This window comes from Moraxella bovoculi 237, assembly GCF_000696305.2.
Classification (GTDB): Bacteria; Pseudomonadota; Gammaproteobacteria; order Pseudomonadales; family Moraxellaceae; genus Moraxella; species Moraxella bovoculi.
In genome coordinates this window covers 1-26,867 of sequence record NZ_AOMT01000024.1, presented here as the reverse complement: position 1 = coordinate 26,867, position 26,867 = coordinate 1, and the positions used below count along the sequence as shown (strand labels likewise).

The window sequence follows — 26,867 nt, the reverse complement described above, 5'->3', positions numbered from 1 at the left end:
ATGCAGCGATTTGACATTCAACCATCTTGAAAAATCCCCAAGCATCTCCATATATTTACCAAATTAACCAACCAAATAAGGCAGGAATAATCATGTCAATCATCAATACCACAGACGCTAATTTTGACCAAGACGTACTTCAAGCCGACAAGCCTGTGCTTGTAGATTTTTGGGCCGCTTGGTGTGGTCCTTGTAAAGCCATCGCGCCAATCCTAGAAGAGCTTGCCGATGACTATGCCGGTCGCGCGCAGATCGTTAAAGTTAATGTCGATGACAACCCCGAAGTTGCGGCACGCTTTGGCATTCGCAGCATTCCAACGCTATTCGTCTTCAAAGGCGGCGAGAAAGTAGACACCATCGTTGGCAGCCGTCCAAAATCAGAATTCGCTGCACTGCTTGATAAGCACCTATAAGCGCATTCACACCACAAAAAAGTACTTTGTTTTGCAAGTCTTTTTTTGTTTTAGTCCTTTAACACTCTTGATTTTCCGGATAAAAACTCGTATCATTATGCGCTAGCCGTTATCCTGTAAAAAAACACCACTCCCAACGGCATTCTCAATATCAAATCATTAACAGATTTTTTCGGTCAAGCATTCGCAAGGCCGCCCAACTTTTCATGATTAATTTCTCCTAAGACCTATCCATGAATCTAACCGAACTCAAAAGAAAGCCAGTCGCCGAACTGCTCGCCATCGCTGAGCAAATGGGACTTGAGAACATGGCTCGCAGCCGCAAACAAGACATTATTTTCGCCATCCTAAAAACCCACGCCCGCAACGGTGAGCCCATTTATGGTGATGGTGTGCTAGAAATTCTGCCCGATGGCTTTGGATTTTTACGTTCATCTGAAGGCTCCTATTTGGCAGGCCCTGATGACATCTATGTCAGCCCAAGCCAAATTCGCCGCTTCAACCTCCAAACCGGCGACTCAATCGCAGGGCAGATTCGCCCACCCAAAGAACAAGAGCGATATTTTGCGTTACTGAAGGTCAGCGAGATTAACTTTGATACGCCGGATCGCAGCCGTCATAAGCTGATTTTTGAGAACTTAACACCCCTGTTCCCCACCAAGCAGCTCACACTTGAGCAAGGCAACGGCACCACCGAAGACCTAACCGGTCGCGTGATTGATCTCATCGCCCCCATCGGTAAGGGTCAGCGCTCCATCATCGTAGCGCCACCCAAGGCAGGTAAGACCGTTCTGCTACAGAACATCGCCCAAGCCATCGCCAAAAACCACCCTGAATGCTATCTAATCGTCCTGCTCATCGATGAGCGCCCCGAAGAAGTCACCGAGATGCAGCGCACCGTACGCGGTGAAGTGGTAGCATCCACCTTTGATGAACCGCCACAACGTCACATTCAAGTCGCTGAGATGGTCATCGAAAAAGCCAAACGCCTGGTTGAGCACAAGCAAGATGTCGTGATTCTATTAGACTCCATCACCCGTCTGGCGCGCGCCTATAATACTGTCATTCCATCGAGCGGCAAAGTACTGACAGGTGGTGTGGACGCCAATGCACTCGAGCGTCCGAAACGCTTCTTTGGTGCGGCGCGTAATGTCGAAGAAGGTGGCAGTCTGACCATCATCTCAACCGCGCTGATCGACACAGGCTCGAAGATGGACGGGGTGATCTTTGAAGAATTTAAAGGCACGGGCAACCAAGAGATTACCCTTGAGCGTGATTTGGCAGAGCGTCGCATATTCCCTGCCATCAACATCAAAAAATCAAGCACTCGCCGTGAAGAGCGCCTATTAGATGAAGAGACTCTACGCCGTGTCTGGGTTCTGCGCAAGCTGCTACAACCGATGGATGACTCTCAAGCGACTGAGTTTTTACTTGACCGCCTAAAAGACTCTAAGACAAATGACGAATTTTTTAGCAATATGACCAAAAAAGCGTCCTCCTAAGTCACCAAAAATCCTTGACTTGAAACGGTCATAATTCTATGCTATTATAAAATGCTGTTTTAAACGAAAAATTCTCGATTATATGGTGGATTTTTAGGCGTTTTGAATAGAAATTCGATACTTAGCAAGCAATTAGAAATATTTTGTTACATTTTTTTGATTTTGCTAAAAAATATCATTTTTTATTTATGCTGAATTACTATATAATTTGCGATGCAGTAAAGTACTTCAGGGATTTTTTTGCAACATGGCGAGAGCAATCCTTTGTTCTCGCCTAGTGCCATTAAGAACTGTAATACAATTGCTAACTTACTATTCTATGGAGATCACCATGAAAACTAAACTATTTCTATCTGCTCTAATCGCTTCTCTAGCTCTAACTGCTTGCTCAAAGCCAGCTGAAGAAGCTTCTAAAGCTGCCGAAGAAGCACAAGCTGCTGCAAACGAAGCGCAAGCCGCTGCTGACGCTGCTCCTGCCGACGCTGCTGCACAACAAGCTGCTGACACTGCACAAGCCGCTGCTGACACTGCTGCTACTGCTGCTGTAGACGCACAAGCTACTACTGGCGCTGCTGCTGAGCAAGCTGAAGCTACTGCTGAAAACGCACAAGATGCTGCTGAAGAAGCTGCTGATGCTGCAAAAGACGCTGCTGATAAAGCTGCTGTAGACGCTGCTATCGCTCCTGCTGCAGACGCTACTGCTACTGCTACCACTGAGACTAAGACTAACTAATTTGTCTTTTTTCTTAAAGCACATAAAAAGAGAACCTTTTTGGTTCTCTTTTTTTATCTGTTGTATTAATAATTGCATACTATCACATATTTGTCGTGTGATTAATTAGTGGTAACTTCCTCATCCACGGATTCGATAGGTACTGCCTCAGTATCGCCCTGCTCTACTTCCGCTGATGCGTCAGATTCCAATACATCGCCTTCAACGGGTTCAGTTACTGGCGGATCTTGAATGCTCGGCTCAGTTGTGATGATCGGATCAGCAGGCTCAGCAGACATCGGAACAGTTTCTACTTCTGCAGACTCTTCTGTAGTCGCCTCTTTTTTATCACCACAGCCTGTCATCATAACCACAGATAATATAGGGGTCAGCCAAATTAGTTTTTTCATTGAAACACTCTTAAATTCATCAGATATTGTAAATGATAGTTTTTATCATTGATGATTGATTCACACAATATATCACAAAAAATAGACAGGTAAAGACCTGCCTATTTAAGTTTTTACGATAGCTTGCCATGGCATTGCTTGTATTTTAGTCCGCTACCACAAGGGCACGGCGCGTTACGATTAATGTTTTCGGGTATAACCACATCTTTTTCCGCCATACGCGCTGCTTGTTCTGCGCTCACACCAGCTGCACTTAATGTGAAGGTGATGTTTTGATTTGATGATGCGCGATGTTCGCGTGGTTCGCTCGTCTCTTCATTGGCTTGGTTATGCTCGAACTGCATGCGCATCTGCTCGATTTGGCGACGACGCTCTTCTTCTAGTGCAGCAAGCTCTTCAGGGGTTGGTACATGAACACGCGCCAAATCCTGAACGATATCAGATTTAATCGCGCCAAGCATTGAGCGGAACAATTCAAAAGATTCGCGTTTATATTCTTGCTCAGGGTTCTTCTGAGCGTAGCTGCGCAGATGAATGCCTTTACGAAGCTGATCCATCTGAGTAAGATGCTCCTTCCAGTGACGATCTAAACTCTGTAGCATGAAATGACGCTCAAGCTGTGCCGCGCTGTCTTCGCCCATCTGCATACGTCTGTCTTCGTAGCGTGCGATTGCGGTACTGATGATCTTATCGCGCAGACCTTCTTCATCAAGGCGGCGATCTGCATCCAGCCAATCATTGATCGGCATGTAGAATCTGAACGCGTCTTCGATTTCATCTTCTAGGCCATCGATATTCCACTGATCATCCACTGAACCTGCTGGCACGAACTGATTAATCAGTGCATTATAGACCTCATGATGCATCTGTTTAATGGATTCTTGCAAGTCAGCTTGCCCTAACAAGTCATCGCGCTGTCCATAGATGACCTTACGCTGCTCATTCGCCACATCGTCATATTTGAGTAGGTTTTTACGCGCATCGAAGTCACGCGCCTCAACCTTACCCTGCGCACCTTCGATTGAGCGAGAGACCATCTTATGCTCGATCGCTTCATCTTCTTTTAGACCCATCGCACGGAACATATTCATGACACGATCGCCAGCGAAGATGCGCATCAGGTCGTCTTCTAACGATAAGAAGAAACGTGATTGCCCCGGGTCGCCTTGACGACCAGCACGACCACGCAGCTGGTTATCGATACGGCGAGATTCATGTCGCTCTGAGCCGATGATGTGTAGACCGCCTGCCGCTTTTACCGCTTCGTTCTTATTTTGCCAATCGGCTTGTAATTGCGCTTTTTGCTCTTCGGTCAGCTCATGCAGATTATCAATCTGAGCTTGCCAGTTACCACCTAGGATGATGTCTGTACCACGACCCGCCATGTTGGTGGCGATGGTTACTGCTTGTGGGCGACCCGCCTGAGCGATGATCTCTGCTTCGCGCTCATGCTGCTTGGCGTTTAGGACGTTATGAACGATACCTTCTTGATCCAGTAGGTACGACAGCTCCTCACTTGCCTCAATTGTTGCCGTACCGACCAGCACAGGTGCGCCCTTGGCGGTGATTGATTTGATCTCTTTGATGATGCCTCGGTATTTACCAAGCTTGGTTAAGAAGATCTGATCGTCCATGTCGATACGAGCAATCGGACGATGTGTTGGGATGATGACCACATCAAGATCATAAGTGGACTTAAATTCTGCCGCCTCGGTATCCGCCGTACCTGTCATGCCGGACAGCTTGTCATACAGACGAAAATAGTTCTGGAAGGTGGTGGTTGCCATCGTTTGGTTTTCGGCTTGAATCTCAACACCTTCTTTGGCTTCTACCGCTTGATGCAGACCCTCACTCCAGCGACGGCCAGGCATGGTACGACCCGTGTTCTCATCAACAATGATGACCTCGCCATCTTGGACGATGTAGTGAATGTTCTTAACAAAAATGTGGTGCGCACGGATCGCCGCCTGCACATGCGCCAGCAATGGCAAACGCGCAGGACTGTACAGGCTTTCATTGGCGCCAAGCTCACCCACCTCAACCAAGAATCGCTCGATCTTCTCGTAGCCTTTTTCACTGATCTCAATGGCACGGTTCTTCTCATCAATCCAAAAATCGCCGTCTTTATTATCTTTATTCGCCTCTTCATCTTCAGAGCGAGTCAGGCGAGGCACGATGGTGTTAATCAGTGCATACAACTCGGCTGAATCTTCTGCTTGACCTGAGATGATGAGCGGTGTACGCGCCTCATCAATCAAGATACTGTCGATCTCATCGATGATACAATAATTAAGCGGGCGCTGTTTTTTCTCGGCAAGGCTAAACACCATGTTATCACGCAGATAGTCAAAGCCGTATTCGTTATTCGTGCCGTAAGTGATGTCAGCGCGATAAGCCTCAAACTTCTCCTGTGGTGGCTGCTGGCTATAAATCACGCCCACCGTCAACCCCAAAAAGCTAAATAACGGACGGTTTAGCTCGGCATCACGCCCTGCCAGATAGTCGTTCACCGTGACGACGTGCACACCCTTACCACTGATCGCATTTAGATAAATGGCAAGGGTCGCCATCAAGGTCTTACCCTCACCGGTCTTCATCTCGGCAATCTTGCCTTCATGCAAAGTCATACCACCGATGAGCTGCACGTCATAGTGGCGCATGCCATTAACACGAATGGACGCTTCACGACATACCGCAAAGGCTTCTGGCAGGATGCTATCTAGACTCTCACCCTGCTGATGGCGCTCTTTGAATTCAAAGGTTTTTTGGCGCAGCTCTTCATCGGACAGCGTCTGAATCGTAGGTTCATAGGCGTTGATTTTTGCGACAATTTTGCGCATGCGTTTGAGCTCGCGCTCATTTTTAGTGCCAATGACACTGCCGATAATTTTACTTAACATGAATGTTCCAACAAATTTAAATTTTTAACTATATAATGATAAACAGAACAAATACAAGAAAAAATCATTTTAATCACAACGATGCAAAGACTTCATCCGCCGCCGCCAGCGTCTTTTTAATGTCATCATCAGTGTGCGCAATCGACATGAACGCCGCCTCAAAGGCAGAAGGCGCAAGATAAATGCCACGTTCTAGCATGCCGTGGAAAAACTTATTAAAGCGTTTGGTGTCGGCGCATGCCACGTCATTAAAGTTTTTGGGTAATTCTTTGGCAAAAAACAACCCGAACATACCGCCTACATGACAGCTTGCAAAATCTATGCCGTGTTTGCCCGCCAGTGCTTGCAAGCCGTCTACCAGTTTGGCGGTTTTGGCGGTTAATTCTTCATAAAAACTCGGACGAGTTAATTCATCAAACATCGCCTTACCTGCACGCATGGCTAAGGGGTTGCCAGACAGTGTCCCTGCTTGGTAAACACCACCCAAGGGGGCTATACATTCCATAATCTCACGCTTACCGCCAAATGCTCCCACAGGCAAGCCAGCCCCGATGATTTTGCCAAAGGTGCTAAGATCGGGGGTAATGCCAAAATGATGACTTGCTCCACGCAGTCCCACACGAAAGCCCGTCATCACTTCATCAAAAATCAACACCGCCCCGTGCTTGGTGCAAAGCTTACGCAGGGTGTTATGAAACTCTTGGCTTGGGATAACCATGTTCATGTTACCCGCTATCGGCTCTAAAATCACGCACGCAAATTCATCGCCAAATTTATCAAAGGCGGATTGCAACGCATCAATGTCATTATAAGGCAAAGTTACAGTATGCTTGGCAAAGTCGGCAGGCACGCCCTTAGATGTCGGCTCGCCAATGTCTAGCATGCCAGAGCCTGCCTTGACAAGCAGACTATCTGAATGCCCATGATAGCACCCTTCAAATTTGACAATCTTATCTCGCCCTGTGTAGCCACGAGCCAGACGAATGGCACTCATGGTCGCCTCCGTCCCTGATGACACCATGCGAACGAGCTCAATGTGTGGAATAATATCGGCAATCAAATCCGCCATGGTCGTCTCAAAGGGCGTGGGAGCCCCAAAGGACAAGCCGTCATCGGCAGCCTTTTTGACCGCATCAATGACTTTGGGGTGAGCATGACCTAAAATCATAGGTCCCCACGAGCCAACGTAGTCGATGTACTCACGCCCTTGGGTGTCGTACATATACGCTCCCTTGGCACGGCTTACGAACACAGGCGTACCACCCACCCCTGCAAAGGCACGCACGGGCGAGTTTACACCCCCCGGAATGTGGCGTTTAGCTTTTTCAAATAAGACTTGGTCGGCAGTAAGTGTCGTCATGGAAGTTCCTTGTTATTTGATTTTATGAATGCAGATAGAAAGAAAATAGAACTAGGCTTTTTTTACCACGCTGGATTTTAGTTTCATTGCACCAAAGCCATCGATCTTACAATCAATGTCATGATCGTCTGGTGCGTCATGAATCAGGCGGATGGATTTGACTTTTGTACCTACTTTGATTGGCGTTGATGAGCCTTTGACCTTCAAATCCTTAATCACAGTTACGCTGTCGCCATCATTTAGCACGTTGCCCACTGCATCCTTAATAATAGGCATATCATCCGCGTCTGCATCTGCTGACCATTCATGCGCGCACATTGGACAGATCAAGAGATCGCCATCAGCATAAGTGTAGTTTTCTTCGCATTTTGGGCAGGCAGGTAGATTCATGATACATCCTAAATAGAGCTAAAATTATGAGCGCCTAGTATAGCAGATTTTGCGAATTTTTTGTTGATACAAAATGTTAATCTTGCCTTGAAAATGCTACAATGACAACCATAGCATAACTGCTTTTTTATTTATTTCACAACAAACGATAAGACACAATCATGACAACGACAATCCCCACTTTTGAGCAAGTCACCCTAAGCGGTAAAGACGCCACCAAATTCTTACAAGGTCAATTAACCATCAATGTCGAAAAATTAACCGATGATTTTTCGCCCTGTGCCATCAGCGATTTAAAGGGTCGCGTGCAGTTTGGGCTATGGGTAAGACGCATTGACGTTGAGTCTTTCGCGCTCGTCACCTCAGCAGACTGCATGAGCGATCTGACCGCACACATCAAAAAATACGGCGCATTTTCTAAATTCACCCAGTCTGATGTCGCGCCCATTTATCCTGCCATAGAGCATGGTCAGCCGGCCTTTAGTGATGATGCCAATCAAGCCGATGCTCAGAATTGGGCAAGCTTAAGCATCCAAACAGGCAACTATTGGATCACCAAAGCAACCCAAGGACTGTTCCAACCCCAGGAGCTGCGCCTACACCAGCGTGGAGGCGTGGACTATGATAAAGGCTGCTATCTAGGGCAAGAGATCATCGCCCGGCTGTGGTTCAAGGCAAGCCCAAAAGCCTACCTGCACCGTATCTCGCTCACAGAACAGGCAAATGACGGCGATAAACTTGGCAAAGTACAAATCGTCAATAGCGTACCTACCGATGGTGGCTTTGACGCCCTAGTCATTGGCTCGCCTGACAATGTAGCGGAAATCGGGGAGATTTTACCCTTGCCCGATGAGCTTATGGGTGATGTGGCGCGTGGCTAATACCAATAAGCCAACCGTTACGGTGCTCGGTGCGGGCGTTACGGGTGTCACTAGCGCTTGGTATCTGTCTCAGGCAGGCTTTGATGTAACGGTCATTGACCGCCAAAACCTGCCCGCCATGGAGACCAGCTTCGCCAATGGTGGTCAGATCTCAGTATGCCACGCTACGCCATGGGCGAATCCCAGCACCCCTCTAAAAGCCCTAAAATGGCTCAGCCAGCCCGATGCGCCTCTGCTTTATCGCATCAATGGCAACATAGAACAGATGCGATTCATCTATAGATTCTTAAGAGAATGCACCGCCAAGCGTGCCGATGCCAATCTGGTGCAGATGGTCAATCTGGGGCTGTATTCTCGCGATGCGCTAAAGGATCTGATGGCGCAGTTGCCATTGGCATTTGAACAGCGGCTACAGGGCATCATGCACTTTTATACCAGTCATGCAGAATATCAATCCGCAATCACGCCCACGCAGAGAATGCAGACATTAGGCTGTCATCGCACGCTCATCAGCCCCGATCAAGCTCGGCACATCGAGCCTGCACTTGGCATGCTGGGTGATGCCTTAGTGGGGGCGACTTATACTGATGCCGATCTGTCTGGTAATGCTCATCTATTCACCCGCAAGCTCGCCAAGCACTGCCAAGCACAAGGCGTCAACTTCCTACATGATACGCACATCGATAGCATCCATCAGACCAACGGCACCATCACCCATCTGACACTAACCCACAAAGACAACACCATCACCCATAAAAGCGACCATTATGTCGTCTGCCTGGCAAGTCATGGCAAGGCATTACTTGATGCGATTGGGGTGTTCTTGCCGATTTTCCCTGCTAAGGGCTATTCAGCCACCTATCAGGTGCTTGATGGCGCTCGAGTACCACAAGTCAGCCTGATCGATGATGAATATAAGCTCGTCATGAGCCGCTTTACCTCCGATCAGCGCGATGTGCTACGTGTGGCAGGCACGGCAGAATTTAACGGCTATAATACAAATCTTGATGAGACACGCTGTCATGCCTTGACGCGCCGCGTTCGATCTGTGTTCGGCGATGCGTTAAGTTATGATGAGCCAAATTACTGGACAGGGCTGCGCCCCATGACACCGTCCAATGTGCCACTCATCGGACAGGCGCACTTCGGGCAGGTACGTCACGGCTCGACAGGGGAGACACTGGATAATCTATGGCTGAACACAGGTCATGGCACGCTTGGCTTTACGCACGCCTGCGGCTCCGCCAAAGCATTGACTCATCTCATGGCGGGCGACGAACCTGATCTGATGTTTGATTTTGTTGGCACATAAGCAAAATAGCGCAATAAATTTACCAGTCAGATGTGCTCAGCCAATCCGTCCTAGCCTATTCGCGCGTTCTGGCAACCGCCTCCGCCAGCCCTACTTGTCCGCTATCGGTCAAACCTTGCGCCACGCTGTCAAAATCACCCTGCTCTCGGTTTTGGCTCAGTTTAAATTTACCAATCATCTCACTAACATCCACCGTCAAGCCCAAAATGCCCTGTATCTCGTCCGCCAGACAGTCGGCAGAGGCGTGTCATGAATTAGAGCGTGCAATACGTCTATCAGCTCGCTTGATAACCCAAAGCCTTCAAATCCTTGTCAAACTGGCGTGTGGTTATGATTTTTTTTCATGGCACATTATAATTTGGGGGTGGTGTCGTACGCCTTAACAAAATCGTCCAAGCTGTCATAGATCAGCACATCGCCCTACTCCAACTCGCTAATGGCATTTAGCAGTTTATCGGTGGGGATTCTGTCATTTTTCGCCCAATCAAAGGACAAAGGGATAACCCCTGTTTTAATGACTTGATTGGCAAATAATTTAAATGCTTGTGGCACAGTCAAGCCATATTCACCAACCACTTTGGCAAATTGTTCTTTGGTGGTAGGGTCAAAACTCATGTTAAAATTATTACTCATCGTTATTTTTCCTTATAAAACTAATGACAATCTAACGATTTTTCTTTATTTCAAAATGAAAACTGGCATAAATCAAGCCTTCGGTTTGATTTATGCCAAGCTGTAATGATTGGGCAAATGGTGCATAGTACGCACCCTACCATTTTGGCAAGTTTAACTGATAAATTAAGACTGTGTAACTTGTCCAATCCTCTGCCCCATTACCACCGTCTTACCATGCACAAACTCATCACCCCATATGGCATTTGCCGATTTGGGTAGCACGATAATGGCGGTAGAACCCAGATAAAACCGCCCAAGCTCATCGCCTTTTCTCAAAGTGATGTCATGCGTGCGGTGCTGAATGTAGGGCGTGCGTTTGATTGCCCCTGTCGCCACAGACTCAATCCCCGCCACAATCATCGCCCCAACCAGCACCACGCACGCACGCCCAAAAGCGGTATCAAATTCGCACACCAACCGCTCGTTACGGGCGAACAGATCAGGCACGTTCTCGGCGGTGGTGTTATTGACCGAAAACAACGTCCCTGGCACATAGCGTGTGGCAACCAACGTACCGTCAAAGGGCATATGTACACGGTGGTAATTGGTGGGGGCAAGATAAATCGTGGCAAATGAGCCGTCCACAAACGCCTTACCGAGCTCAAAATCCGCCAAAAGTTGCCCCACGTCATAATCTCGCCCCTTGGCTTGAATGACTTGCCCGTTTGTGATTGCTCCGATTTGGCTGATTTTACCGTCAGCGGGGCAGGCAATGCCGTCTGCCGTCTCGTCAATTGGTCGCATACCACTCTTTAATTCACGGGTAAAAAAGTCGTTGAAACTGTCATAATCATCCAAATTGCCACGCTCATATTCTGCCAAATCAATGTTATAGGCTTTGGCAAAAGTATGGACAAAGGCTTTTTTGATGTACGGATTTTGACTTTTGGCAAGGTAGCCTGCCACTTCTGATAGGGTTTGCTGTGGGGCAAGATTTTGGGCTAGGGTAAATAGGTTCATGATTTTTCCAAAATAAAAACGGGTTTGGGCTATTTTAACCGATATTTGCTATAATAACCGTTATATTTTGCTAAATTTTATGTCAAACACCCCAACCGATCCCATGACTGCTAAAGAACGCCTATTTCATGCCGTGCTGTTTGAGATTGGGGCGATTGGGCTGACGGTGGCTGTTTTTGCCCTGTTTGGCGACAACCATAGCCATGCCCATGCTACAGGTTTGGCGGTGGTAATCTCGGTGCTGGCGGTGGCGTGAAACATGGTGTTTAATTTTTTGTTTGACAAAGTGGTAACGGGCGAACGCCTTTACCGCTTGCTTGGCACTCGCCTTGTTCATATGGGCTTGTTTGAAGGTGGGCTGTTTTGGCAACCGTGCCGACGATTGCCCACGCCCTAGATGTCTGGCTGTGGATGGCGTTTGTTATGGATATTCGTGGTGGCGGTGGTTGGGGTATATACGCTACTTTTTAATTGGGGGTATGATTGGGTGCGGTATAAGATACGGGCAAGGTAATTTTTAAAATATGGCATTGTTCCATTAAAATAAGTTTTGTAATAGTAAGCGTGTAGGAGCAATTTATTCGCCCAAAAATCATAATTTGCACTAGAATAAATTTTAGCAAAAAAATAAATCGCCCCAACACCCCCATTTAAACCCAACCCAAAGGAAAAACCCATGAAAGCCCTAATCCAACGAGTTAAGTCCGCCCATGTCGCTGTGAACGGTCAAATCATCGGACAGATCCAATCAGGCGTGCTTGCCTATATCGGCATTGGCAAAGATGATGATTTTGATAAAGCGTGCAGACTGGTGGATAAAATCATCGCCTACCGCATTTTTGAAGACGACAACGGTAAAATGGGCAAATCAGTGTCCGATGTGGGCGGTGGCTTATTGCTCGTGTCGCAATTTACCCTAATGGCAAAAACCGACAAGGGTCGCCGTCCCGACTTCTCCCCTGCCATGCCCCCAGATGACGCAAGGGCATTGTTTGATAAGCTGGTAAATTATGCCAAACAAGCCCATCCAAGCGTTGCCACAGGCGAATTTGGGGCGAATATGGCGGTCATGGCAGTCAATGACGGCCCGATTAATTTTTTGCTTGACGTGTGATTGATAAATAGGTTTTTCATTATTTCTCCAGTTGCGACCATCTCCATTCTTTAACCATTTTTTTATGGCGAATCTCACATTTTCTTCTTTAGAGAAGTCCAAAGCATAGTATTCTTTATCTTCTTGGTAATGCTCTAAAGTTTTTGAGTGCTAAGCACCTTCAAGAGCTCTTTCAATAATTTCTGGATTAACATCAAACATATTCATCTGACTTTCAGCGAATCTACACCAACCACCAAAGAGCCTAAATTTGATGATTTGACAAGGTAAAATTGCAATTTACCCCCTACAAATTTATCCAAAATTATCACCAATTGCAATGCCTAAAAACATATTGGTGCGTGATGCGGATTCTGCTACGCCGTAGTAGTGGGTCTTTGATTTTATAAGTTTAATTCGCACCATGGGATTTATTGTTGATATTGCTTTTTTTAAAAAGTTTGGGGCTGTACTATAGCAACATCAATGTTATACCAGTACAGCCCCTTATCTTAAACCTTCGATAAATATAAAAATCGCAAGCTAAACCACTTGCGATTTTTTATTTTGACGGCATTAAATGAGATGTGGTGATTTGTGTGATTTTAATCTCAACACCTTGAATTAATTATGCTAAACTAGCGATTTTTGATGACTTTATTCATCCATACGAACAATTATTAAGGATACTCATGACCGCCAACAATCCTGCTTTTGAACTCATATCAACAACGAAAATCGACGCACTAAACATCGACGTGGCATATTATCGCCACAAAGAAACGGGGCTCATGCATTATCATCTGGCATATGATAATGACGAGAATGCACTGATGATCGGTTTTGCCACGCAGCCGATGACATCGCGCGGTGAGGCGCATATCTTGGAGCATGTGGTGCTGTGTGGCTCTGAAAAATACCCTGTGCGCGATCCGTTCTTTAGTATGATTAAGCGTTCCTTGCAGACGTTTATGAATGCCATGACGGCAGCGGACTGGACGGTTTATCCGTTCGCCACTCAGAACAAGAATGATTTTTTTAATCTGCTGTCTGTGTATGTGGATGCGTGTTTTTTCCCCAATATTCATGAGCTGGATTTTGCCCAAGAGGGTATTCGCATTGAGCTGGATGAAGCGGGCAAGCCACAATATCACGGCATTGTCTTTAATGAGATGAAGGGCGCGATGAGCGGTGAGATCGATCAGCTGTATTATGCACTGACGCATCATCTGTTCCCGACGACGACCTATCATTATAATTCTGGTGGCGATCCTAAGCACATTGTTAATCTGACCCATGACGATTTGGTGAAATTCCATCAGGCGCATTATCATCCATCGAACGCCATCGTGATGAGCTTTGGGGACATTCCTGCCAAAGACATTCAGGACAAATTGCAGAATGATGTGTTGGTGCGCTTTGATGACATCAGCCGTCCTAAAGTGGGCAAAAGGTTCATCTCAGCCCTAGAGACACGCCTGACCCAGCCTGTACAAGCCTTTGATACTTATACCGCTGATGATAACGGCAAACAGATGACCCACCATGTGCTGTCGTGGCTATTACCAACCATCAGCGACCCCCGTGAAAGATTGTCACTGCGCCTGATGGAGGGGGTTTTGGTGGAGCACTCAGGCTCTCCACTGCGTGCTTATCTTGAGAGTTATCCACAGTCTGTGGCGCCAAGTCCGCTGCTTGGCTTAGATGACAGTCATTATGAGATGGTGTTCTATGCTGGTGTGCGAGGCTCGGACGTCGAATATGCCGATGATGTGGAGCAAGGCATCTTAGATCTACTCTCAAAAGTCGCTGCAGAAGGTGTTGATGATGAGACCATCGAGACGGTGCTACATCAGATAGAGCTTGACCAAAGACACATCGGTGGTGACAGCATGCCTTATGGCTTGACGCTGATGCTTGAGGCGTTTAGCACGGTGGTGCACGGTGGTGATCCGCTGGATGTGTGGCAGATTGATGAGCATCTGACCTGGCTAAGACAGCAGGCGAAGGATCCTAAATTCGTGCCATCACTCATCAAAAAACACCTGATCGACAACCCACATCGCGTGCGCCTAACTGCTTCACCTGACAAAGACAAAGCCCAAAGGCTCATCGATGATGAGCAGGCGGCACTTGACCAGCTCAATGAGGCACTTAGCAACGAGGCGCGTGCCATCATCCAACAAAAAACTGCTGAACTACAGGCGCGCCAAGCGATGATTGATGATGTGAACTTACTGCCGAAAGTGGGTCTGTCAGACGTTCCAAGTGATGTCGCCTTTACACACGCCATCAAAAAACCCATCAACATCGACGGCGACACGCGCACGTTGTATGAATATCATGCGGGCACGAATGGGCTGTATTATTATCAGGTGGTCGCTGATTTGGGCGATGCTGCTGACGATATTTTAAATAACCCATTGCTGCCAATTTATCTGACGCTACTGTCAGAGGTGGGGACGCATCAGCGTGACGCGCGTGAATTCCAAGCGGTGCAAGCAGCGTGCTCATCGGGGGTGACGGCGCGCATCAGTCAGCGAACCGATGTGGCGGATAAAGACAAGATGAGCAGTTATTTTGTGGTGGCAACCCGTGCGCTTAACCGCAAACTAGACGCCGTTAATCTGGTGAGTGAAGTACTGGATGAGACGATATTCACCGAGACGGATCGCATTCGTGAGCTCCTACAACAAAAACAAACCAGCTGGCAATCGCGTCTTACGGGTGCAGGTCATGCTTATGCCATGCAGACAGCCAGTCGCAATATGAGCCGCCTTGCTAAGATTGAATATGCCTTTTCAGGCTTACCTGCACTAAGTGCGTTAAAGGCGTTCTTAGCGGATGAGAATGAAGATAAATGGGAGGTCTTATGCGCGCGATTGGTAGCCTTGCACGATGCCATCACCAGCCTACCTAAGGATGTGATCTTAGTCTGTGAGTCCGACTCTGCAGTCGTGATTAGCGATAAGATTGCCAGAACTTTGAAGAATCGCAAGGCATCTGGTAAGCAATCGACGTCGCCGCTGCCTTTTGATGCTTTGACAGGCATCATCGAGGATGACGCTCAAGATGACATTGCTTGGCTCATCTCAACGAATGTCTATCATAATGCTGCCGTCTATGCTGCGACCACGTCAGATGACGATGATGCGCCTGCGCTGATGGTGCTTGCACCATTCTTGCGTAATGGCTATCTGCATGCCACCATCCGTGAGAAAGGCGGAGCGTATGGCGGCGGGGCTAGCTTTGATGCGAATGCAGCAGCATTTAAATTCTACAGCTATCGCGATCCGAACTGCGTTGCGACTTTTGATCACTTCATGGCAAGCATTGATTGGTTGCTTGATAACGATCATGATGATGAAAAGCTTGAAGAGGCGATTTTGGGCATCGTCGCAGGCATGGACAAGCCTGGATCCCCAGCGGGCGAGGCGGTTAAGTCATGCTTTGGTGAGCTGCATGGGCGTGATAAGGCATATCAGCAGGCGCTGCGTGCCAAAATCCTAGCAGTAAGTGTCGATGATCTAAAGCGTGTCGCACAAACCTACCTAAAAGATAAGCCATGCACCAAGGCAAGTCTTGCACCACTAGAGCAAGAATCTGCAATGGCAGAGCTTGGATTTAAGATCAAAAAATTGGCATGATCAAAAAAATTGGCATGATCAATAAAAAAGCCTTGCGTCTTGCAAGGCTTTTTGATGTGGCATACAGATTAGCTTTGAAGCACCCCAATATCCGCCACGCTCAAAAACAGCGTACGCACCTGCCCAAGCAAGGCTAGGCGATTGTTTTTGAGATTTTCATCATCGGCATTTACCATGACATTATCAAAAAAGTCGGTCAATGGGCTTGCCAAGGCACTCAAGGCGGTCAATACTCCTTGATAATTGGCATTGTCCTGCAAGGGTTTCACCGTCTCTTTGGCACTCAAAATCGCCTGATACAACGCCTTTTCTGCCGTCTCGGTCAATAGGCTCTCATCTACATTCTCGCCCACGTTGTCGGCTTTGGCAAGGATATTGGCAACACGTTTGTTGTTCTCTGCCAGCACCTGTGCCTGTGGCAATGCACGAAACGCCTGCACGGCACGGATACGCTCATCAAAATCAAGCGGGCTTTGTGGGTTAATCGCTTGCACCGCTTGAATGGTGTCCACATTCACGCCCTGCTCGGTGTACATGGCACGATAGCGTGAACCCACAAATTCCATGACATCATCAAAGGTGTTGGCGTTGGTTAATTTATCGCCAAAATTAGCAATCGCTTCACGCACAAGGCTCGCTAGATTTAATGGCAGTTTATTTTCAATCAAAATACGCAGAACGCCAATGCTTGTCCGTCTTAGGCTAAATGGATCTTTTGAGCCTGTCGGAGCTTCGTTAATGCCAAAAATCCCCACCAAAGTGTCTAGGCGGTCGGACAAGGCAAGGGCGATACCGATTGGGGTTTTTGGCAATTCATCGCCACTAAATTTGGGCAGGTATTGCTCGGCAATGGCGTTCGCCACGTCCGCTTTCTCGCCTGATTTGTGGGCATAATATGTCCCTGCAATGCCTTGCAATTCGGGGAATTCGCCCACCAACGTGGTCGCCAAATCCGCTTTCGCCAAAACCCCCGCTCGCACCACATCATCGGTCGGCACGTCCCAACCGTGCGGACGCAGGTTTTCGCTAATAAAGGCGGACAGTTTGGCAATACGCTCGCCCTTTTCCCAAATCGTGCCAAGTTTGTCTTGGAATACTCGGGTTTTTAGGGTTTCGGCAAAGTCGGCAAGCGGACGTTTTTGGTCTTGTAAAAAGAAAAATTCAGCGTCCGACAGGCGTGGGCGTACCACTTTTTCATTGCCCAAAATCACCGCAGATTTATCAAGGCTGTCAATGTTGCTGATAAAGATAAAATAAGGCTGTAATTTTCCGTCTTTGGTCAAGCAAAAATACTTTTGGTCAGCTTGCATCGTGCTGATTAATGCTTCTTGTGGCACGCTTAAAAATTTCTCATCAAAGCTTGCTCTCATTGCCACAGGATAATCCACAAGGGCGGTAACCTCGTCCAATAAATCAGCAGGCACAATGGCATCTGCCCCCACTTCATCGGATAGCTGACTGACTTGCTCAACAATGCTGGCTTGGCGTTTGGCAAAATCCGCCACCACAAACCGCTCAGCAAGCAGGCTTTCATAATGCTCGGCATGGTCAATCACAAAAAAATCAGGGGTGTGATAGCGATGACCACGAGACTGCTTGCCTGTGTCATGTCCTTGAATGCGCGCAGGAATGACGGTATCGTCTGCCATGAGTACCACCCATTGTACAGGACGGACAAACTCGTCCTTGCTCGCCCCAGAACGCATACGTTTGGCAATCGGCAAGTCGTCCAATGCCTTTTGGATAAGGCTTGGCATCAGGTTGGTAACTTTCTCGCCTTTGATGGTAAGCGTATAAGCGACATATTCGCCTTTTTTGTCGCTAATTGTGATCAAGTCGTCTTTGGTAAGGTTTAAGCCGTTTGCGTTAAGCCCCTGCAAAAAGCCCTGCCCTGCTTTTGTCAGCTCGCCTGCCTCATCAAAACTCGCCTTGATGTTTGGGCCTTTTTTGGTTTCGGTGCGGTCGGGCTGATAGTCGCCCACGCCTTTGATAAGTAGTGCCAAACGGCGTGGAGCGGAGAATGCCTTAATGTCATCAAAAGCGATGTTTTGCTCACCCAATGCCTTTTTGACGTGGTCGTATAGGGCATTTTGTAGGGTTTTTAGGGATTTTGGTGGCAACTCTTCACAGCCAAGTTCAAATAGGATTGTGCTCATTTTAACCTTTTACATTTAATTAACTATAAAACACGATATAGGTTTTTATCAATAACCGATGTGATATTTATTTGGCATTAATTTTTGTCATCATCGTCATTATCACGGTCGTTATCATCATTATCACGATCGTTATCTCTGTCGCCGTCTTGGTCGTCATTGCGATTGTCATTTCTGTCATCGTCATTATCACGAGCTTGACGGTCGGAATATTCGGTGCGGTCGTTTTCACGCTCGTTGTTTGCACTATCGTTATTATCGCCAAAGCCACAAGCGGTTAAAAGAGCGATAAGTGATAATACAGATAGTGATTTAATCAATTTGGTGTTCATGATGTGTCCTAGTTAATCAAATGGTTGTGATGTTCAAATCAATCTTCTTCTTTGGCAAGCCATTTTTCAAGAGCTTCTGCTTTATGCTCATCATCTGCCAATGGAAAGCCCAGTTTAGCACGAGCTTGCACATAGCTGACCGCCACTTTACGAGCCAATGTCCGCACACGTAGGATAAAGCGTTGGCGTTCGGTAACACTAATCGCCCCACGAGCGTCCAATAGGTTAAAGGTATGGCTTGCCTTTAACACCATTTCATAGGCTGGCAGGGGCAGATTTACGCCCACCAGACGGTCGGCTTCATGCTCATAAAAGTCAAATAATTCAAAGAGTTTGACAACGTCTGCATATTCAAAATTATAAGTGGACTGCTCCACTTCGTTTTGGTGGAACACATCGCCATAGGTAACACGCCCAAACTCGCCGTCCGTCCATACAAGGTCATAAACGCTGTCCACACCCTGAATGTACATGGCAAGGCGTTCAAGCCCATAAGTAATCTCACCCGTTACAGGGAAACACTCAATACCGCCCACCTGCTGAAAATAGGTAAACTGAGTAACTTCCATGCCGTTTAGCCACACCTCCCAGCCAAGCCCCCACGCACCCAAAGTTGGACTCTCCCAGTTGTCCTCCACAAAACGCACGTCATGGGTTAGTGTATCAATACCCAACGCCTGCAAAGAACCCAAATACAGCTCTTGGATATTGGCAGGGTTTGGCTTTAAGACGACTTGGAATTGATAATAATGTTGCAAGCGGTTGGGGTTGTCGCCATATCGTCCGTCGGTTGGGCGGCGAGACGGTTGCACATAGGCAGCGTTCCATTTTTCGGGCGTCAAAGCACGCAAAAATGTGGCGGTGTGAAACGTCCCTGCCCCCATTTCCATGTCATAAGGTTGCAAGACCACACAGCCACGCTCTGCCCAGTAGTTTTGTAGGGTTAGGATAATTTGTTGAAAGGTTAATGGCGTTTTCATGATTAGTCACTTTTATGGGTAAAAATTTATCCGTATTTTAGCATAATTTACCAATGACAAAAAACAAAAACCACCGTTTTCACGTGGTTTTTGTTAGTAAGGTAGCTTAGTAGCGGTGTTCGTGCTCGATGGCATATGAAGCAGGTGTGGCTTCAGGCATGACTAGCCACATCACCAGATAGGCGAATAATGCCATAGGCAAGGTAACGCCTGCGCTAAAGATAATGACCGCCCAAAACAACACGCGCACAGTGGTTGGCGACCAGCCCAGATATTCTGCAAAGCCACCAAGTACGCCTGCTAATACGCGGTGTTTGGTTGAGCGGTGTAATTTTGTCATTTTGGTCATGATTATTCCTTAAACAATTCATTGGCTTGCTATTAATTTGAGGCTTATTAGTGCGATTTTCAATTTAAAATCAGCCTAAGTTACCAAAGCACTACAAAACCCAAATGCTAAGCGTTAAGCGGCGTTTTGTTGTTTTGTAATCTTTTTGGGCTTTTGTCGTGGACGGTGTGGAAATTTGTTATAATGACGAATCTTTTAGATTTTTAGTCTTTAATAAGGCGTCGTAATTTTTTGGCATACAAGGATTTTCATGAGTATAGGGCTTTTGATGGGGCGGTTTGAGCCGCTGCATTTGGGACATCTTCAGGACATTAACATCGCTGCAGGGCGGTGCGACACATTGCACATCATTGTCACGCCCAGCGAGCATCAGTATCATACCAAGACCTTGCAGGATAAGGCTCGATGGGTGCAGGTGGCGTGTGAGTATTTTAATTTTATTAAGGTGCATACATCGGACAGTCTTGAGCTACCCGTAACGGGTGATTATGTACAAGGGGATCTGCCCGATGAGTCGATCATTCAGCAGGTGCTAGCCAAGGTGGCTACTGATTCTGCTGATGCTGATGTGATCACATTCATCAAAAAAGACACGAATCACAAATCAGCGCTAGTCACCAATGAGTATGATAAATTAGATATTGGCGCCAATCCCATTTTATACTTTGATAAATTAGCACCGTCCGCCAAGTCCGACCATGTGCAGACGGTGTGTATCGTTGGCGGTGAAAGTTCAGGCAAGACCACCTTAGTGCATAAGCTTGCTAATCACTATGGGGCGACAGTTGCGCTGGAGATGGGACGCCTATACACGCACAGTGATCTGGGTGGCACGGAGGTCGGTCTTCAGTATGCAGATTATACAGCCATCGCAGTGAATCATGCGCGCGCCATCCTAGATGCCAAAAAACACGCCACAGCACCGATCGTGCTGGTGGACACAGACTTTGTAACCACGCAGGCGTTCTGTGAAGAATACGAGGGGCGTACCCATCCTGTGGTCTCAGCATTGGCCGATGAGATGCGCATGGATCACACCATCTATCTGGACAATAATGTCAAATGGGTGGCAGATGGCATGCGCCGCCTAGGCAGTCAAAAGCAGCGTTCTCGATTCGCCACAAGATTATTGACGGTGCTCGAGCGACACAGGATATCGCCTTATATGATAGACGATGATGATTATCATCAAAGATATCTGCAAGCGGTTCGATATATTGATGATCATGTGCTTAGATTAACGCATGACAGCGTGCAATGAGTGAGGGTAGGATGAAGATTGCATTTTTGGATAATATCACAGGTTTTGGTGAGAAGGATTGGACGAAGCAGTGGATTTTGACTTGGTTCATATTCGGGGCGGCAGCACTGTTTACCGGATTTTGGCGTACCACAGCACATTCAGGATTGGATTGGTTCTATTTTGGCGTGTCTATCATCGGGCTTTTATGCGTGGTGGGATTGTCATTTCGTAAGAATCTGGTTGGTAATGGCTTAGGCGTGCTGGCGACGGCAGGCGAGGTTGTCGTACAGGGCACGTCTGGTGCGGTCGGGCTAATGCTTGCGCCGATGTTTAACTTTTTTACCCATGTCTATGGCATGATTAATTGGCGTGGGCACACCGATGATGATGGCAACATGATTCCCAAGACCGCCAACAAATACATCTGGGGTGTAACGGCTGTATTCGTCGCAGTCGGGCTGATGCTGTTTCCTGTGATTAATGAATGGCTCATCGCCCAGGGTTATGGCGTGATCGAAGATGATGGCAGTCGGTTCTTTGGGGTGAGCTTCTTTTGGATTAACGTGGTGGCGTTCGTGCTGTCTATCACGGCTCAGGTGACGATGATTCTGCGTTATTCGTTCAACTGGTGGCTGTGGATTGGTGTGAATTTCGTGTGGCTGATTGTCAATATCATGTCGGGCAACATCATCTTCGCCATTCAGACCATGGTGTATCAGATTAATGCCGTTGTGGGATTGTACGGTTGGCAAAGAAGCGAGCAGCAGTCATAATTGCTGCTTGATTGATGAATAAAAGGAGTTTGTATGTCGTTACTCGTAAGTAATAAGTCGCTACAGTCGTGGCTTGATGAATACGCGGTCAGCCATCAAGACCACACCAATAAGCTCATTCATGTCATCTGCGTGCCTGTGATTTTTTTGACCATTGTGGCTTTGATCATGAATATTAGCCCGATATTGATGGCTGTGGCTGCTGGCGGTGTGCTGTGGTTCTATCTTAGATTATCCTTATCACTGTTCTTGGCGATGACGGTATTCATTGCGCTGTGTGTTGGCTTTGTGCTTTTGGTTAATTGGTATGTTGGCGTGTGGATTGCCATCTTCGTGGTAGCGTGGATTGGGCAGTTCGTCGGGCATAAGATAGAAGGGGCTAAGCCGTCTTTCTTTGAGGATTTGCAGTTTTTACTCATCGGGCCTGCTTGGGTTGCCATGAATTTATTTAAAAAAGCTTAAACGTCAACAAAAAAACCCATCGCGATGATGGGTTTTTTCTAAGGTTTTTTTAGATAAGGCCAAGCGGCTTTTAGGTAGATCATCATCGACCACAGCGTCAGAAGCACCGCGATGATCATCAGGATGTAACCTAGAATCTCTAGACTTTGCCAGTTTAGCAGCAGCACTGAGATGGCGATCATCTGGAAGGTGGTTTTTAATTTACCGACATAAGATACCGCCACGCTGGTTCTTGCGCCCAATTCTGCCATCCATTCGCGAAGTGCAGACACCGCGATTTCACGCGAGATGATGACGATGCCACAGGTTGCCATGACGATGTTAGGATGCCACTGCACCAAAATGATGAGCGCGGCAGCGACCATCAGCTTGTCCGCCACGGGATCTAGGAATCGACCAAAGGCGGAAGTAATGTTCATCTTACGCGCCAAATATCCATCCAGCCAATCAGTAATCGCCGCCAAAATAAACAAAAAAGTCAATAAAAAATGCCTAAGCATGCTGTCACTGTATTCAAGCATCCCAAGGCGCGCAATGGCGTTATTAGGAATGGCAGGAACGCCGATACCAAGCGCAGGCGGCCAATAAGCAATGGCAATAAAAAGCGGAATCATCACGATGCGTGCGATGGTCAGATTATTGGGCAGGTTAAAGATGGTGTCCTTGGCGTGGCTTGATTGGGTCATGGTTGACTTTGCTCGTTGCTTGGCTGTTGGGTGGATAATTTTGGGCTTATGATACCTTACTTTTGACGATTTTTGCCAATTTATTTGTCATTTTTTATTGTTCGCGCGACCAATCATGGCTTTTGGCTTGATTATATGGATATCGCCCCCATATCTATGTCTAAGACTTGTTGATAGTTTTCCTCAGCCCGCCATGTTTTGTTTTTGGTGGGCTTTTTTAATTTTTTAAAAATTATAACTGATTGAAATTAATGATATTTTTAAAATTTTACTAAAATTTTTTATATTTTTATCAAAAAAATCTTGACGTATGAATAAAAATCTATATAATACGCACCCATGCAATGATTTGTTGAATTGACAATCTTGAAAATTGCGGGAATAGCTCAGTTGGTAGAGCACAACCTTGCCAAGGTTGGGGTCGCGAGTTCGAATCTCGTTTCCCGCTCCAAATTTTCAATACATCGCAACATTGCGGGAATAGCTCAGTTGGTAGAGCACAACCTTGCCAAGGTTGGGGTCGCGAGTTCGAATCTCGTTTCCCGCTCCAAATTCTAAAAAGCCTAAATCGAAAGATTTAGGCTTTTTTATTGTTTAAATTCAATGGGTTATAATAAAAATTTATTTATAAAAAATTACTCAGGGAAAGAGAGGCGATTCGTGCTTAGAGCTTTGCGTGACCAAAACGTGACCAAAACGTGACCATCGTGAAAATTTCATATTTTTTAAAAAGCCTGAATTGACACCAACCCCCATTTTTCATTTTGCCTATTTTTTTATTTATTCTCATCATCTTTTTCATAGATAATGATGTCTCCTGGTGTGCAGTCTAACAATTTGCAAAGCTCATTCAGAGATTCAAAATCTATACGAGTCACTTCGTTGTTGTACATTCTATACAATGTAGATCGTCCTAATTTTGACATTCGATCTGCATCGGCTACTCGTATGCCTTTTTGGGCAAATAAAACTGGTAAATTGAGCTTAATCATCAAAAAAAATCCCATAAATGATAAAAAAATACTTTCAAATGATAATTTTATAAGATAAAATATGCTCATTAGTGATAACAAAGATATTACTAATGAAAACTTTATCTTAAATGGAGAGTCATTATGACACAAACCTACCTCACAACTCAAGAGCTTTCCCATCGCATCAAGTATGATGAGAGAACCATTCGTAACCAATTAAAAGACAGTGTTTTGCTTGAAGGTGTGCATTTGAAGCCAAAGGCGGTCTAAATGTCCAAATCCCCATATCAGAAAAGGATGTTCAAAAAAGACAGCTCAAAGATGAAATCATCACCCTTGCCAGTCAATCAGAGTATAGCTATCTAAACGAACTCATCAACCGTGATGACATCAACTGGCAACAAGTCATCTTAAGTAACGATGAATGGAACTACAAACAACAAGGCTTGACACCTGCTGGAGCAGCCATTGTGGCGATTGCAGTGGCTTATGCGACAGGTGGTCTTGGGTCGGAACTTTCGGCATCTATTGTGAGTTCAGCAACTAATGCTGGCATCGCTGCTAGCACAGCAGGTACTTTGGGGGCGATGAGCTCTGCTGCATTTGGATCACTGGTCAGCACAGCCAGTATCAGTCTTATCAACAATCAAGGAGATATTAAGGCAACATTAAAGGAGCTTGGTAGTAAACAAAACATCAAGCAACTGACCTTTGCCATTGCCAGCGCTGGGATTGGTAGCAAAATCAACCAAACACTCTCAAAAAGTCTTGGTGTGGGTGATATAGCCAACTCCCACAATTTTAGCCATAAAATCAGCAAAGGTATCGCCAACGCCACTTCAACTGCGCTGCTTGAAAGTGCCATATATGGTACCAGTCTTGAAAAGTCATTAATTAAAAATCTGCGTGGTGAAGTTGCCAATGCTGTCGCCAGTGAGATCTTTACCGATTATGTCAAACCACTGGACAAAGATACCCTAATAGATAACATTACCCATAAACTTGCCGCAGGCTTAACAGGCTGTCTATCTGCCAAAGCGGCAGGAAATCGTTGTGAAGCGGGCAGCATCGGTGCTATCATCGGTGAGATGGTGGGTGATTATCAAGTAGATGACCCAAACACCCTAACCCAAGCACAAAAAGACAAACTCATCAGCCAAGCCAAACTGATTGCAGGCATCGCTGCCGCTTATGCTGGAGAAGATGTCAATGTGGCTGCTGGTGTGGCAGCGGAGGCGGTTCAAAATAATGCTTTAACCCAACAAAACTTCAACAAACTTTATAATCTCTACGAAAAAATTCAGGGACGAGGCAAAAATATTCTCGGACAATATAAAATGACTTTGGCTGAGGCTGAAGAATTAACCAATTTAGTTATTTTAGACCAAGTTGGAAATCAGTTAATAGATAAATACAGGCAAAATCCATCATCACTCAGCCATAGTGAACTGATGGCACTAGGAGACATACTAAACTACTATTATGCTGGTGGCAGTAGTTTATCACATATTCAGTCCATGCTAACAAATCATACCGGTTCCACCTTAAAGCCAAATGACTATCTGTTTAATAGGGGCACAGGTGGTGAACATGAAAAAATGTTTTGGAATGCTGCAACACAACGCAATATAAACAAGCAGGTTAGTGATGTTGCATCTTTGGGTGGTGATGCTGTATTTGCAGCTCCTGGAAAGGTAATGAATGTTGTTCGCATTGCCACAGGCAGCACTATGATAGCAAGCGGCATTCAGAGTGTTAAACAAGGAAAAACAGGACAAGGCTCTTTTCAGGTTGTGGCTGGAACTTTAATGTTTGTGCCTATTGGTAAAAAAGCAGTCCCTACCAATCAACTAAGTTTATCTGGCACTGTTAGCCATGTAAATGGGTATGCTACCAGCTCTTATAGTGGCATGAGGCTAAATTTGGATCTTAGAACTACTGAAGCAGCAAACTCTCTTATTGAGAGCTTGCGCTCAAATGGAAGGTTGCCTAGTCATTACATCACAAAAATTGAGGCGGGGAAAGATGGATGGCAAACAGGAAAGGCTTTAAATAGCACAAACCCAGGTAAGCAAATTGGAGGAGATGTTTTTTGGAATACTCCCAGTGTTGTACCTAATGCACCTAGGAGAATCTGGTATGAGGCGGATGTTGGTCTTAAAAATACCATATCCAGATCAAAACAACCAGGTACAAGACTCTTGTATTCAAACGATGGTTTATTATATATTACAACAGACCATTATCAATCTGTAACTTTTATAGGGAGATGGAAATGAATCAAATTATGATTGATGGTAATATTGTTGAAACTGAAAAAGATTTTCATAGAACCTTAGCAATTCAGTGTGATGTAACAGAGTTTTATGGGCATAATCTTAATGCTCTTTGGGATTTGCTTTCTGGGGGGGTGGAAAGACCAGTTTGTATTATTTGGAATAATTCTGAAAATTCAAAAAAATTCATGGGCGCGTCAGTATTCTACCAAATCATTAATGTCTTACAAAGAGTTAAGGAGCAAGATGAGAGTTTTGGCCGGGCAGATCGTTTTGATTATATAATAAAATAGACTTCAGGCTGATTATAGCTCATAAGACAACCAGCGATAGTGTAACCTAGAATTATGATGTAACTCATTGAATTTATTGGGTTTTGCA

Annotated in this window: 27 protein-coding genes and 2 tRNA genes; 17 read left to right on the top strand and 12 right to left on the bottom strand. The window is 46.2% G+C overall.

All coding sequences use genetic code 11. The features are described from left to right. Positions 1-92: 92 nt before the first annotated feature. From trxA to MBO_RS06210, 3 genes are all read left to right on the top strand, one after another. Positions 93-413: a thioredoxin gene (gene trxA / locus MBO_RS06220; RefSeq protein ID WP_036365685.1), complete on the top strand. Its 321-nt coding sequence runs from the start codon at positions 93-95 to the stop codon at positions 411-413. 233 nt (positions 414-646) lie between these two features. Then, on the top strand, positions 647-1,915 hold the full coding sequence (gene rho, locus MBO_RS06215) for a transcription termination factor Rho (RefSeq protein WP_036365682.1): 1,269 nt from the start codon (positions 647-649) through the stop codon (positions 1,913-1,915). Between the two features lie 331 nt (positions 1,916-2,246). Next, entirely contained in the window at positions 2,247-2,648 is a 402-nt protein-coding gene (locus MBO_RS06210) for a hypothetical protein (protein WP_046698646.1), read from the top strand. Positions 2,649-2,749: 101 nt separating this feature from the next. Here MBO_RS06210 and MBO_RS06205 read toward each other — a convergent pair whose 3' ends face one another. The 4 genes from MBO_RS06205 to MBO_RS06190 form a co-directional block, all read right to left on the bottom strand. Next, positions 2,750-3,037 carry a hypothetical protein gene (locus MBO_RS06205; RefSeq protein ID WP_036365679.1) on the bottom strand — a complete coding sequence of 96 codons (288 nt, stop codon included), beginning with the start codon at positions 3,035-3,037 and terminating at the stop codon, positions 2,750-2,752. A 113-nt stretch (positions 3,038-3,150) separates the two neighbouring features. Next, positions 3,151-5,937 carry a preprotein translocase subunit SecA gene (gene secA / locus MBO_RS06200; protein ID WP_036365676.1) on the bottom strand — a complete coding sequence of 929 codons (2,787 nt, stop codon included), beginning with the start codon at positions 5,935-5,937 and terminating at the stop codon, positions 3,151-3,153. A gap of 73 nt (positions 5,938-6,010) precedes the next feature. Beyond that, complete coding sequence (gene hemL / locus MBO_RS06195; RefSeq protein WP_036365673.1) at positions 6,011-7,297, bottom strand: glutamate-1-semialdehyde 2,1-aminomutase; 1,287 nt, start codon at positions 7,295-7,297, stop codon at positions 6,011-6,013. Between the two features lie 51 nt (positions 7,298-7,348). Beyond that, positions 7,349-7,687, bottom strand: a complete 339-nt coding sequence (locus tag MBO_RS06190; RefSeq protein WP_036365670.1) for a zinc ribbon domain-containing protein YjdM — start codon at positions 7,685-7,687, stop codon at positions 7,349-7,351. 161 nt (positions 7,688-7,848) lie between these two features. Here MBO_RS06190 and ygfZ point away from each other — a divergent pair, with 161 nt between their 5' ends. From ygfZ to MBO_RS06175, 3 genes are read left to right on the top strand one after another with little or no spacing between them, the layout of a single operon-like run. Next, entirely contained in the window at positions 7,849-8,568 is a 720-nt protein-coding gene (ygfZ, locus tag MBO_RS06185; protein ID WP_036365667.1) for a CAF17-like 4Fe-4S cluster assembly/insertion protein YgfZ, read from the top strand. After that, complete coding sequence (locus MBO_RS06180; RefSeq protein WP_227712682.1) at positions 8,561-9,880, top strand: D-amino acid dehydrogenase; 1,320 nt, start codon at positions 8,561-8,563, stop codon at positions 9,878-9,880. The genes ygfZ and MBO_RS06180 overlap by 8 nt, the downstream gene beginning before the upstream one ends. A 32-nt stretch (positions 9,881-9,912) precedes the next feature. Beyond that, positions 9,913-10,263 (top strand): hypothetical protein, encoded by a 351-nt coding sequence (locus MBO_RS06175; RefSeq protein WP_160169672.1) that lies wholly within the window; start codon positions 9,913-9,915, stop codon positions 10,261-10,263. A 37-nt stretch (positions 10,264-10,300) separates the two neighbouring features. Here MBO_RS06175 and MBO_RS06170 read toward each other — a convergent pair whose 3' ends face one another. Then, positions 10,301-10,513 (bottom strand): type II toxin-antitoxin system RelB/DinJ family antitoxin, encoded by a 213-nt coding sequence (locus MBO_RS06170; protein WP_046698657.1) that lies wholly within the window; start codon positions 10,511-10,513, stop codon positions 10,301-10,303. 165 nt (positions 10,514-10,678) lie between these two features. Then, positions 10,679-11,515 carry an archaetidylserine decarboxylase gene (gene asd / locus MBO_RS06165; RefSeq protein ID WP_036365666.1) on the bottom strand — a complete coding sequence of 279 codons (837 nt, stop codon included), beginning with the start codon at positions 11,513-11,515 and terminating at the stop codon, positions 10,679-10,681. A 79-nt stretch (positions 11,516-11,594) separates the two neighbouring features. Between asd and MBO_RS06160 the strand changes: the two genes are divergently transcribed. From MBO_RS06160 to MBO_RS06150, 3 genes are all read left to right on the top strand, one after another. Then, positions 11,595-11,771, top strand: coding sequence for a chlorhexidine efflux transporter (locus tag MBO_RS06160; protein ID WP_152545121.1), 177 nt, complete (start codon positions 11,595-11,597; stop codon positions 11,769-11,771). A gap of 420 nt (positions 11,772-12,191) precedes the next feature. Beyond that, a complete protein-coding gene (gene dtd, locus MBO_RS06155) occupies positions 12,192-12,629 on the top strand; it encodes a D-aminoacyl-tRNA deacylase (protein WP_036365663.1) in 438 nt (145 codons plus the stop codon). Positions 12,630-13,300: 671 nt separating this feature from the next. Then, positions 13,301-16,255, top strand: coding sequence for an insulinase family protein (locus tag MBO_RS06150; protein WP_036365660.1), 2,955 nt, complete (start codon positions 13,301-13,303; stop codon positions 16,253-16,255). 68 nt (positions 16,256-16,323) lie between these two features. Here MBO_RS06150 and glyS read toward each other — a convergent pair whose 3' ends face one another. The 4 genes from glyS to MBO_RS06130 form a co-directional block, all read right to left on the bottom strand. Beyond that, positions 16,324-18,411: a glycine--tRNA ligase subunit beta gene (gene glyS, locus MBO_RS06145; RefSeq protein WP_036365656.1), complete on the bottom strand. Its 2,088-nt coding sequence runs from the start codon at positions 18,409-18,411 to the stop codon at positions 16,324-16,326. Positions 18,412-18,488: 77 nt separating this feature from the next. After that, the gene (locus MBO_RS06140) at positions 18,489-18,743 is read right to left on the bottom strand and encodes a hypothetical protein (RefSeq protein WP_052585341.1); all 255 of its coding nucleotides are present in this window, start codon (positions 18,741-18,743) and stop codon (positions 18,489-18,491) included. Positions 18,744-18,781: 38 nt separating this feature from the next. Beyond that, positions 18,782-19,723, bottom strand: a complete 942-nt coding sequence (gene glyQ / locus MBO_RS06135; RefSeq protein WP_036365652.1) for a glycine--tRNA ligase subunit alpha — start codon at positions 19,721-19,723, stop codon at positions 18,782-18,784. 106 nt (positions 19,724-19,829) lie between these two features. After that, positions 19,830-20,072: a PspC domain-containing protein gene (locus MBO_RS06130; RefSeq protein ID WP_036365649.1), complete on the bottom strand. Its 243-nt coding sequence runs from the start codon at positions 20,070-20,072 to the stop codon at positions 19,830-19,832. A gap of 250 nt (positions 20,073-20,322) precedes the next feature. Between MBO_RS06130 and nadR the strand changes: the two genes are divergently transcribed. Genes nadR through MBO_RS06115 form a run of 3 tightly spaced genes read left to right on the top strand, consistent with a single transcriptional unit; the run spans position 20,323 to position 22,550 of the window. Further along, complete coding sequence (gene nadR / locus MBO_RS06125; RefSeq protein ID WP_036365646.1) at positions 20,323-21,333, top strand: multifunctional transcriptional regulator/nicotinamide-nucleotide adenylyltransferase/ribosylnicotinamide kinase NadR; 1,011 nt, start codon at positions 20,323-20,325, stop codon at positions 21,331-21,333. A gap of 11 nt (positions 21,334-21,344) precedes the next feature. Further along, positions 21,345-22,088, top strand: coding sequence for a nicotinamide riboside transporter PnuC (pnuC, locus tag MBO_RS06120; protein ID WP_036365642.1), 744 nt, complete (start codon positions 21,345-21,347; stop codon positions 22,086-22,088). A gap of 33 nt (positions 22,089-22,121) precedes the next feature. Then, positions 22,122-22,550, top strand: a complete 429-nt coding sequence (locus MBO_RS06115) for an Mpo1 family 2-hydroxy fatty acid dioxygenase (protein WP_036365638.1) — start codon at positions 22,122-22,124, stop codon at positions 22,548-22,550. Between the two features lie 38 nt (positions 22,551-22,588). Here the strand turns inward: MBO_RS06115 and pgsA are convergent, their stop codons facing one another. Beyond that, entirely contained in the window at positions 22,589-23,236 is a 648-nt protein-coding gene (gene pgsA / locus MBO_RS06110; RefSeq protein WP_036365634.1) for a CDP-diacylglycerol--glycerol-3-phosphate 3-phosphatidyltransferase, read from the bottom strand. 375 nt (positions 23,237-23,611) lie between these two features. On the opposite strand from pgsA, the gene MBO_RS06105 reads away from it, so the two are divergent. Together MBO_RS06105 and MBO_RS06100 are read left to right on the top strand one after the other, a co-directional pair. After that, positions 23,612-23,687: transfer RNA gene (locus tag MBO_RS06105), tRNA-Gly, on the top strand. A 23-nt stretch (positions 23,688-23,710) separates the two neighbouring features. After that, positions 23,711-23,786 (top strand) — tRNA-Gly (locus tag MBO_RS06100). A 226-nt stretch (positions 23,787-24,012) separates the two neighbouring features. On the opposite strand, the gene MBO_RS06095 is transcribed toward MBO_RS06100, so the two are convergent. Then, on the bottom strand, positions 24,013-24,228 hold the full coding sequence (locus MBO_RS06095; protein WP_036365747.1) for a helix-turn-helix domain-containing protein: 216 nt from the start codon (positions 24,226-24,228) through the stop codon (positions 24,013-24,015). Between the two features lie 123 nt (positions 24,229-24,351). Between MBO_RS06095 and MBO_RS10175 the strand changes: the two genes are divergently transcribed. The 3 genes from MBO_RS10175 (at position 24,352) to MBO_RS06085 (ending at position 26,779) form a co-directional block, all read left to right on the top strand. Next, on the top strand, positions 24,352-24,480 hold the full coding sequence (locus MBO_RS10175; protein WP_257791639.1) for a hypothetical protein: 129 nt from the start codon (positions 24,352-24,354) through the stop codon (positions 24,478-24,480). A 200-nt stretch (positions 24,481-24,680) separates the two neighbouring features. Next, positions 24,681-26,489 (top strand): DUF637 domain-containing protein, encoded by a 1,809-nt coding sequence (locus tag MBO_RS06090; protein ID WP_152545120.1) that lies wholly within the window; start codon positions 24,681-24,683, stop codon positions 26,487-26,489. Next, positions 26,486-26,779 carry a barstar family protein gene (locus MBO_RS06085; RefSeq protein WP_036365631.1) on the top strand — a complete coding sequence of 98 codons (294 nt, stop codon included), beginning with the start codon at positions 26,486-26,488 and terminating at the stop codon, positions 26,777-26,779. The genes MBO_RS06090 and MBO_RS06085 overlap by 4 nt, the downstream gene beginning before the upstream one ends. Positions 26,780-26,867: the final 88 nt, after the last annotated feature.

Excerpts from the sequence above, each read along its gene's own strand:
- hemL (WP_036365673.1), bottom strand. The coding sequence starts at position 7,297 with ATGACGACACTTACTGCCGACCAAGTCTTATTTGAAAAAGCTAAACGC.
- MBO_RS06170 (WP_046698657.1), bottom strand. The coding sequence starts at position 10,513 with ATGAGTAATAATTTTAACATGAGTTTTGACCCTACCACCAAAGAACAA.
- rho (WP_036365682.1), top strand. The coding sequence starts at position 647 with ATGAATCTAACCGAACTCAAAAGAAAGCCAGTCGCCGAACTGCTCGCC.
- ygfZ (WP_036365667.1), top strand. The coding sequence starts at position 7,849 with ATGACAACGACAATCCCCACTTTTGAGCAAGTCACCCTAAGCGGTAAA.
- MBO_RS06190 (WP_036365670.1), bottom strand. The coding sequence starts at position 7,687 with ATGAATCTACCTGCCTGCCCAAAATGCGAAGAAAACTACACTTATGCT.
- asd (WP_036365666.1), bottom strand. The coding sequence starts at position 11,515 with ATGAACCTATTTACCCTAGCCCAAAATCTTGCCCCACAGCAAACCCTA.
- MBO_RS06210 (WP_046698646.1), top strand. The coding sequence starts at position 2,247 with ATGAAAACTAAACTATTTCTATCTGCTCTAATCGCTTCTCTAGCTCTA.
- dtd (WP_036365663.1), top strand. The coding sequence starts at position 12,192 with ATGAAAGCCCTAATCCAACGAGTTAAGTCCGCCCATGTCGCTGTGAAC.
- MBO_RS06140 (WP_052585341.1), bottom strand. The coding sequence starts at position 18,743 with ATGAACACCAAATTGATTAAATCACTATCTGTATTATCACTTATCGCT.
- nadR (WP_036365646.1), top strand. The coding sequence starts at position 20,323 with ATGAGTATAGGGCTTTTGATGGGGCGGTTTGAGCCGCTGCATTTGGGA.
- secA (WP_036365676.1), bottom strand. The coding sequence starts at position 5,937 with ATGTTAAGTAAAATTATCGGCAGTGTCATTGGCACTAAAAATGAGCGC.
- pnuC (WP_036365642.1), top strand. The coding sequence starts at position 21,345 with ATGAAGATTGCATTTTTGGATAATATCACAGGTTTTGGTGAGAAGGAT.
- MBO_RS06150 (WP_036365660.1), top strand. The coding sequence starts at position 13,301 with ATGACCGCCAACAATCCTGCTTTTGAACTCATATCAACAACGAAAATC.
- MBO_RS06095 (WP_036365747.1), bottom strand. The coding sequence starts at position 24,228 with ATGATTAAGCTCAATTTACCAGTTTTATTTGCCCAAAAAGGCATACGA.
- MBO_RS06160 (WP_152545121.1), top strand. The coding sequence starts at position 11,595 with ATGTCAAACACCCCAACCGATCCCATGACTGCTAAAGAACGCCTATTT.
- trxA (WP_036365685.1), top strand. The coding sequence starts at position 93 with ATGTCAATCATCAATACCACAGACGCTAATTTTGACCAAGACGTACTT.
- MBO_RS06130 (WP_036365649.1), bottom strand. The coding sequence starts at position 20,072 with ATGACCAAAATGACAAAATTACACCGCTCAACCAAACACCGCGTATTA.
- MBO_RS06085 (WP_036365631.1), top strand. The coding sequence starts at position 26,486 with ATGAATCAAATTATGATTGATGGTAATATTGTTGAAACTGAAAAAGAT.
- MBO_RS10175 (WP_257791639.1), top strand. The coding sequence starts at position 24,352 with ATGACACAAACCTACCTCACAACTCAAGAGCTTTCCCATCGCATCAAG.
- MBO_RS06115 (WP_036365638.1), top strand. The coding sequence starts at position 22,122 with ATGTCGTTACTCGTAAGTAATAAGTCGCTACAGTCGTGGCTTGATGAA.
- glyQ (WP_036365652.1), bottom strand. The coding sequence starts at position 19,723 with ATGAAAACGCCATTAACCTTTCAACAAATTATCCTAACCCTACAAAAC.
- glyS (WP_036365656.1), bottom strand. The coding sequence starts at position 18,411 with ATGAGCACAATCCTATTTGAACTTGGCTGTGAAGAGTTGCCACCAAAA.
- MBO_RS06205 (WP_036365679.1), bottom strand. The coding sequence starts at position 3,037 with ATGAAAAAACTAATTTGGCTGACCCCTATATTATCTGTGGTTATGATG.
- pgsA (WP_036365634.1), bottom strand. The coding sequence starts at position 23,236 with ATGACCCAATCAAGCCACGCCAAGGACACCATCTTTAACCTGCCCAAT.